Here is a 6,436-nt window from a genome sequence, read left to right as displayed (position 1 = left end):
CAATATATCATATAATTTTGTCCAATTTCATATGACTATTTAAAAATACCTTTTGTTTGCATCGCAAGTTGTATAACATAAAAAACCTTTCTTCTAGAACTTATTCACTAAAAGAAAGGTTCATGACTTATGATTTTAAAAAAATTGGTTCTCCATTTTTTACTGTGTACGGCAAAGAATATGCAGGAACAAACGGGGAATCCTTCGATAGTATACTCCGGATATCTTCGCCTTCTTTAAATTGCCCTTCATTTTTTTTCAACACTTCATATAAGTCGATTCTATAATCAACAAACAATTCTCCTTTTTCATTGATTACAAGAGGGAGACCTTTTCCTGAGTACGGACTTGTCACTTGTGGTACATCTTTATATCCTAGTTTTTTGAAGTCTAATTCATAAACACCATCTGTAATCACTTTTTTAAAAGGTGGATATTGATGTTCATCCCGATACATCCTTAGCTTCAATGCCACTTCTTGAATTTGTTCCGCCATTCTCACATCAATTAACTTTACTGTCGGATTTTTTTCAACATCTATTAATACATATTGATATACTCCACCACTTTCATACGCATTCCCTGGCGCCTCTTGTATGTACCTTGGAGCAATTTTTTGAAAATCAATTGGATACTTCTGATAAATCGGCGTACTCATATCACGCGTCTTAATTGGTAATAAACCATCCGTTTGCTCCTTATATGTATTAATGGCTTTTTGTACAACTTGCAACTGGTCTTCATAAGGAATAGCACTTTGTTTCATATTTTCTCTTGGATACATACACCCTGTTAAAATGCTCATGCAACAAAATATTAAAATAATATGGATTTTTTTCACTGACAATCACCTTTTCATGCTAGTATGGACTGTTCCTTTTGTAACATTTACCGACTACACATCCTTTATTGCTCAATAGGGCCACTAAATACAACAAGGAAAATAACAATTCCCGATACAATCATGAGGGTGTACGCTACTAAAGCTGTAATCCCTTTCAAAAATTTATTCTTCATTTTATGCCTACTTAATAAAATAAAACTTACTGCAAGAAACATAAATCCAATTGCCCCTAAAGCAAACCACATTTTCATAAGCCCTTCCGACATATATACACCCCTTTACTTTCAATCTATTTTTATACTATTTTAACAAATTAAAATCTTTAAACAAATAAAAATCATCATTTTTCCGTGAATTGATGATTTTTATTTAAAATAATAAAACCGAAGCACGAAATGATGCGCTTCGGTTGACCAAATATGCCCTTAACAGCTCTATTCCCATTCTTTCATAACTATCATATGCATTCTCTAAACTCTTTGTTTCTCATAATTTATTTTTTAAACATTTTACTTAACGAACCAAAATCCGCCGGCATATTATTGTTAATAATCGCTTTTACAATTTGATCCTCTTGCTCTTTCGGCACTTCACGTCCTGCCATTAAAGCAACTTGATGAATCAATTGGCGAAGCACTTTCTCATCACGTAAGTTCGCATTTTGAACAGATGATGCTAATTTAAAAATATCTTCTTTATTCACTTTCGCTTCCTTTTCAATGTTACTAAAAATGTTGTTATCCATTCTTTTCACCCTCTCCTCAAGTTACTCTTCATCCTATGCACAAATGAAAAATTGGTGAAAAGACCCAGAAAACAAAAAAAACGGTAGAAGCACAAAATGTACTTCTACCGCTTTTTTTATAATAAATCAGGTATCGTTTCAACTTCATGTTTTCGAACACGCCCCATCAATGAGCCTACTGTATCTTTTACATTTTTCCCATTGAACAACACGTCATATAAAGCGGCTGTAATCGGCATCTCAACTTCCATTTTCTCTGCCAATTCATGAGCAGCTTTCGTTGTTCGTACACCTTCAACAACCATACCCATACTTTCTAATACTTCTTCTAAAGAATGTCCTTTTCCAAGCATATTTCCCGCACGCCAATTTCGACTATGCACACTTGTACAAGTTACAATTAAGTCCCCCATACCAGTTAGACCAGCAAATGTCAGTGGATTTCCGCCCATCTTTCTTCCTAAACGAGCAATTTCCGTTAAACCACGTGTCATTAATGCGGCTTTCGCATTATCACCTAATCCAAGTCCGTCAGTTATTCCCGCAGCTAGTGCAATAATATTTTTTAAAGCACCACCTAGTTCAACTCCAACGATATCTGGGTTTGTATATACACGGAAATAGCTATTCATAAACAGATCCTGTACTTCCTCAGCCGCTTCCATACGTTTTGCTGCAGACGTAACAGTCGTCGCTTGGCGCAAACCTACTTCTTCAGCATGACTCGGCCCAGATAGTACAACAACATCCTTAATCAAGCTCTCTGGAATTTCTTCCTCAATCACTTCCGAAATACGTTTTGACGTACCTGGTTCTATTCCTTTACTTGCATGAATCCAAGTAATTGGCTCTGTAACAATTTCTTTCATCTCTTGCAATACGTCTCGGTACGCTTTCGTCGGTACTACTAGCAGTACTGTATTTACATCTACTAATGCTTCTTCTAAAGAAGAGTAGGCTACGATTGTGCTTGGCAATGTAATCCCTGGAAGATATCTACTGTTCTCACGCTTCGTATTAATCTCATCCATAAGTTCAGAACGATTTCCCCAAATACGTACATCATGCCCATTGTCAGCTAATACCATCGCTAACGCTGTTCCCCAGCTACCTGCTCCTATTACTGTGATTTTTGTCATAAAATCACATCCTCTCCATTAGTCTCTTGCTCTAGCGATAATGTGAATCGGCGTTCCTACAAAACCGAACGCTTCACGTAAACGATTCTTTAAGAAGCGCTCATATGAAAAGTGCATTAATTCTGTATCGTTTACAAATATAACAAATGTTGGTGGTTTTACCGCAACCTGTGTCGCATAGAAGATTTTCAGACGGCTACCATTATGTGTCGGCGTTGGATTCATCGCTACCGCATCCATAATTACATCATTTAATACATTCGTTTGTACACGGATGCTATGGCTTTCATTTACCTCATTAATAACCGGTAATAACGTTTGTGTACGCTTTTTCGTTTTCGCAGATAAGAATACAATCGGTGCATACTCTAAAAATTGGAAATGAGCACGGATGTTTTCTTCAAATGCTTTCATTGTTTTTTCATCTTTTTTCACTGCATCCCATTTGTTTACAACGATAATAACAGCTCGTCCTGAATCATGAGCATATCCAGCGATTTTTTTATCTTGCTCAATAATTCCCTCTTCTCCGTCTAAAACGACTAAAACAACGTCAGAACGTTCAATCGCTCTAAGTGCACGAAGTACACTATACTTTTCTGTACTTTCGTATACTTTCCCTTTTTTACGCATACCAGCTGTATCGATGATTACATAATCTTGATCATCTTTACTATATGGTGTATCGACAGCATCACGTGTCGTTCCCGCTATATTACTTACAATTACACGTTCTTGACCAAGAAGTGCATTTACAAGTGATGATTTCCCTACGTTTGGACGTCCAATTAAAGAGAAACGGATTGTTTCATCGTCATACGCTTCTTCTTCAATCTTTGGAAAATGATTTGCAGCTTCATCTAACAAATCACCAAGTCCTAAACCGTGTGTACCTGAAATCGGGAATGGCTCGCCAAATCCTAATGCATAAAAATCATAAATATCACTACGCATGTCTGGATTATCAACCTTATTTACCGCAAGTACAATTGGTTTTTTAGAACGGTATAAAATTTTAGCAACTTCTTCATCTGCTGCAGTTACACCATCGCGACCATTCGTCATAAAAATAATAACATCTGCTTCATCAATCGCTACTTCCGCCTGTTGACGAATTTGTGTCAAGAACGGCTCGTCTCCAATATCAATTCCACCTGTATCAATAATGTTAAACTCATGATTTAACCATTCTCCCGCACTATAAATACGGTCTCGCGTTATACCTGGTATATCTTCTACGATTGAAACTCTTTCTCCAACAATTCTATTGAAAATAGTAGATTTTCCTACGTTCGGGCGGCCTACTATTGCTATTACTGGTTTCGGCATATACTTTCATCCTTTCAACTTGCTTCTGTTTATTATGTAAAAAACCCTTCTTTGTGCAAGAAGGGATTTGCATTCCAGAATATTTCTCAACGTATCAAAACACCTCACATTATACCACACGTTACTAATGTTTCACAATAATATATACATTATCTTGTAAGCGATGTGCAATCCCATCTAAAATAGCCTCTAAATTATTTGCAACAAATTCCAGTTCCTCTGTCGACTCGCAAATAAATAAAGGGGCACCACCTGCAAATTTCTCTGGCGTTGTTGTAATGACTGCGAGAATAACACTTTCTAACATCATCTCTTATCTCCCCTTCCTTTCGGAGCTTCTGATGACATATGAACAGCACTCTCTAATGTTGGTACATTTCCAATTACCCCTATCGCTTTTTCTGCATCTTGATCTTGCGGCAGAACAAAAATCCCAACTCTCCCATCCTCTAAATCACGCTTCGCTAACGGTACAAGTGCCGGCGTTCCAGAATCTCTATATATTCCTAAAGCAACCGAAACATCATGTAAAATAGCTTGACGTTGTCCTAAGTTTGAGATTGTAACCATCGCATCTATCGATTTCGGTTTTAAAATAAATCCCATTCCATACTTCATAATTTCTTCTTGCCTTGCTGGCAATCCAATATTCATAATGTAAATATTATCAATATAAAGTCCCGCTCCTTCAAAACGAAGTGGAACGTGTTCTATTTCTACAAGGTCATGAAGTCTTTTACCTGACATTAATTTTTTCGCAATGAAAAAACTTACTGTACCAGTAATTACCCCAGCAATCCATGAATGGAATCCTATATACGCAAACGTTGTTACAAACGACGTTAACATCGCCAAGTAGTTACGACTTTCAAATACTAATGCAATTCCTTCAATGTATGTATTACCACGTGGTACGAGCTCATATCCATCTAATTGTTGAAGCGTATTTCTTTCCATATTGCGCACATCACGAAATTGCGTCGCTGCTAACGTAAGAAATGTAATTGCAGAGAAATCTTTTTTCAAAACAGACGGAATCGCAATTGCTCCTAAGGCAGCCGCAATTAATCCCATCGCGATATGAATAATTTTTCCGTGGAGCCTCGTCGGATATTGCCTCGTATCGGTACGAAGCATTAACACCCTAGTTATTGTACCTGCAATTACGCCACATAAAATAGCTGGTGTATATTCAGTCATGCATTACCCTCGCCTTTCTTTTACGTGTTTTCCTCTTAAATTGTTCCATATATACTGATGCTTTCGTAATCCAAAGTAAAATCGCCATAAATAAAGTGGAAACAGCAGCAACATCTAAAAAAGCTAAACTGCCATATTCATAAGGAAAATGTAATTTACGAAAAATAAGCGTCACCAACAATTCACCTTGTAACATCCCTATATATAAGGAGCATAATCGTAATATGCGATCCCCGTGCAATAAAACCGATGCATACACAAGTGCACCACTTAACAGCAACAACCTATCAACCACAATCCAAATTGGATCATATACTTCTAACAAATGAAAGCTTGTATATAACATTGCAATAATAAGTGCCGAAAGTAAGGTATATAATTTTTTCCAAATAGAATATAACGTGATGCCTACAAAAGAAATAATACAAAGCAAAAGGGCATTTACCGATATCGCGAAAGACGCAATCGTCACATTTAACGGAGAACAAATAATAAAAATTAATATACAAGCACTTATCTTCCAACGAATAGATTCTTTTTTCATAAAAAAGGTCACGACAATCCACCCTATCCAAGCAACAAAATAAAAAGTACTCCCATCCATCACTTCACCTCCTATGTTTTCCATTATGGGAACTTTTTATGAAAGTTAATCCCCCTTTTCTTTGTGCATAGTTTTTCTCATAACAGCAAAACTTTTAATAAGGAGGTGTAACTCACAATGGGTAAAGATCGCCAAGAACGAAAACTAAGAGAATCACGCCGCGTTGAATCTGATCGCGACCAATCACTTCAATATCCCGGTGCAACAAGTCTTGATACACCGGAGCAAGCTCGAAAACAGAATCAGCATTAAATAAAGTGAAACTTCAGCGGGGGTATCCATCCACACTGATTATTAGCCCACAGCAATCGGGCTTTTACGGGCAATACAAAAAGACGGTTTCGATAATGTACGAAACCGTCTTTTTACACAATTATTTTATTTCTACTCGTCATATAATTCTTTTGTTTTCGCATTATAAACCCTATCACTTGATGAGGCATCAATCGTAACTATGCCTGTTGTTTTTTTAGAATATTTGACACTCCCACCCCTAAAGGGGCCAGCTGACTAACGTCAATGGGATTCTTGCTACCAAAGGCGAAGTCCATTTCTGGTATCGCTGACGTGCAAGA

Annotated in this window: 9 protein-coding genes; 1 reads left to right on the top strand and 8 read right to left on the bottom strand. The window is 36.9% G+C overall.

Going from position 1 to position 6,436, the window contains the following annotated elements; genetic code table 11:
- Positions 1–127: 127 nt before the first annotated feature.
- From AB3X48_RS15745 to AB3X48_RS15710, 8 genes are all read right to left on the bottom strand, one after another.
- Positions 128–841 (bottom strand): YphF family lipoprotein, encoded by a 714-nt coding sequence (locus AB3X48_RS15745; protein WP_002158592.1) that lies wholly within the window; start codon positions 839–841, stop codon positions 128–130.
- 65 nt (positions 842–906) lie between these two features.
- Complete coding sequence (locus tag AB3X48_RS15740; RefSeq protein WP_002011815.1) at positions 907–1,110, bottom strand: DUF2768 domain-containing protein; 204 nt, start codon at positions 1,108–1,110, stop codon at positions 907–909.
- Between the two features lie 227 nt (positions 1,111–1,337).
- A complete protein-coding gene (locus AB3X48_RS15735) occupies positions 1,338–1,589 on the bottom strand; it encodes a stage VI sporulation protein F (protein ID WP_002158593.1) in 252 nt (83 codons plus the stop codon).
- Between the two features lie 116 nt (positions 1,590–1,705).
- Positions 1,706–2,728, bottom strand: coding sequence for an NAD(P)H-dependent glycerol-3-phosphate dehydrogenase (locus AB3X48_RS15730; protein WP_002201139.1), 1,023 nt, complete (start codon positions 2,726–2,728; stop codon positions 1,706–1,708).
- Positions 2,729–2,746: 18 nt separating this feature from the next.
- Positions 2,747–4,057, bottom strand: a complete 1,311-nt coding sequence (der, locus tag AB3X48_RS15725) for a ribosome biogenesis GTPase Der (RefSeq protein WP_002011811.1) — start codon at positions 4,055–4,057, stop codon at positions 2,747–2,749.
- Positions 4,058–4,181: 124 nt separating this feature from the next.
- Positions 4,182–4,367, bottom strand: coding sequence for a capping complex subunit for YIEGIA (locus AB3X48_RS15720; protein WP_002086624.1), 186 nt, complete (start codon positions 4,365–4,367; stop codon positions 4,182–4,184).
- Entirely contained in the window at positions 4,364–5,257 is an 894-nt protein-coding gene (locus AB3X48_RS15715) for a YIEGIA family protein (RefSeq protein ID WP_002158596.1), read from the bottom strand. Before AB3X48_RS15715 ends, AB3X48_RS15720 begins: the two co-directional genes overlap by 4 nt.
- Positions 5,250–5,861 (bottom strand): YphA family membrane protein, encoded by a 612-nt coding sequence (locus AB3X48_RS15710; protein ID WP_088098875.1) that lies wholly within the window; start codon positions 5,859–5,861, stop codon positions 5,250–5,252. Before AB3X48_RS15710 ends, AB3X48_RS15715 begins: the two co-directional genes overlap by 8 nt.
- A 117-nt stretch (positions 5,862–5,978) precedes the next feature.
- Here AB3X48_RS15710 and AB3X48_RS15705 point away from each other — a divergent pair, with 117 nt between their 5' ends.
- Entirely contained in the window at positions 5,979–6,113 is a 135-nt protein-coding gene (locus tag AB3X48_RS15705; RefSeq protein ID WP_000513901.1) for a YpzI family protein, read from the top strand.
- Positions 6,114–6,436: the final 323 nt, after the last annotated feature.

Source organism: Bacillus sp. S4 (assembly GCF_040838205.1).
Taxonomy (GTDB): Bacteria; Bacillota; Bacilli; order Bacillales; family Bacillaceae_G; genus Bacillus_A; species Bacillus_A cereus_U.
The sequence above is the reverse complement of the archived record's forward strand: the minus strand, read 5'-3'. Positions and strand labels throughout refer to the sequence as shown.

Bases quoted from the DNA above. Each gene is read 5' to 3' on its own strand.
- AB3X48_RS15720 (WP_002086624.1), bottom strand. From the start codon at position 4,367: ATGATGTTAGAAAGTGTTATTCTCGCAGTCATTACAACAACGCCAGAG.
- AB3X48_RS15740 (WP_002011815.1), bottom strand. From the start codon at position 1,110: ATGTCGGAAGGGCTTATGAAAATGTGGTTTGCTTTAGGGGCAATTGGA.
- der (WP_002011811.1), bottom strand. From the start codon at position 4,057: ATGCCGAAACCAGTAATAGCAATAGTAGGCCGCCCGAACGTAGGAAAA.
- AB3X48_RS15735 (WP_002158593.1), bottom strand. From the start codon at position 1,589: ATGGATAACAACATTTTTAGTAACATTGAAAAGGAAGCGAAAGTGAAT.
- AB3X48_RS15715 (WP_002158596.1), bottom strand. From the start codon at position 5,257: ATGACTGAATATACACCAGCTATTTTATGTGGCGTAATTGCAGGTACA.
- AB3X48_RS15710 (WP_088098875.1), bottom strand. From the start codon at position 5,861: ATGGATGGGAGTACTTTTTATTTTGTTGCTTGGATAGGGTGGATTGTC.
- AB3X48_RS15730 (WP_002201139.1), bottom strand. From the start codon at position 2,728: ATGACAAAAATCACAGTAATAGGAGCAGGTAGCTGGGGAACAGCGTTA.
- AB3X48_RS15705 (WP_000513901.1), top strand. From the start codon at position 5,979: ATGGGTAAAGATCGCCAAGAACGAAAACTAAGAGAATCACGCCGCGTT.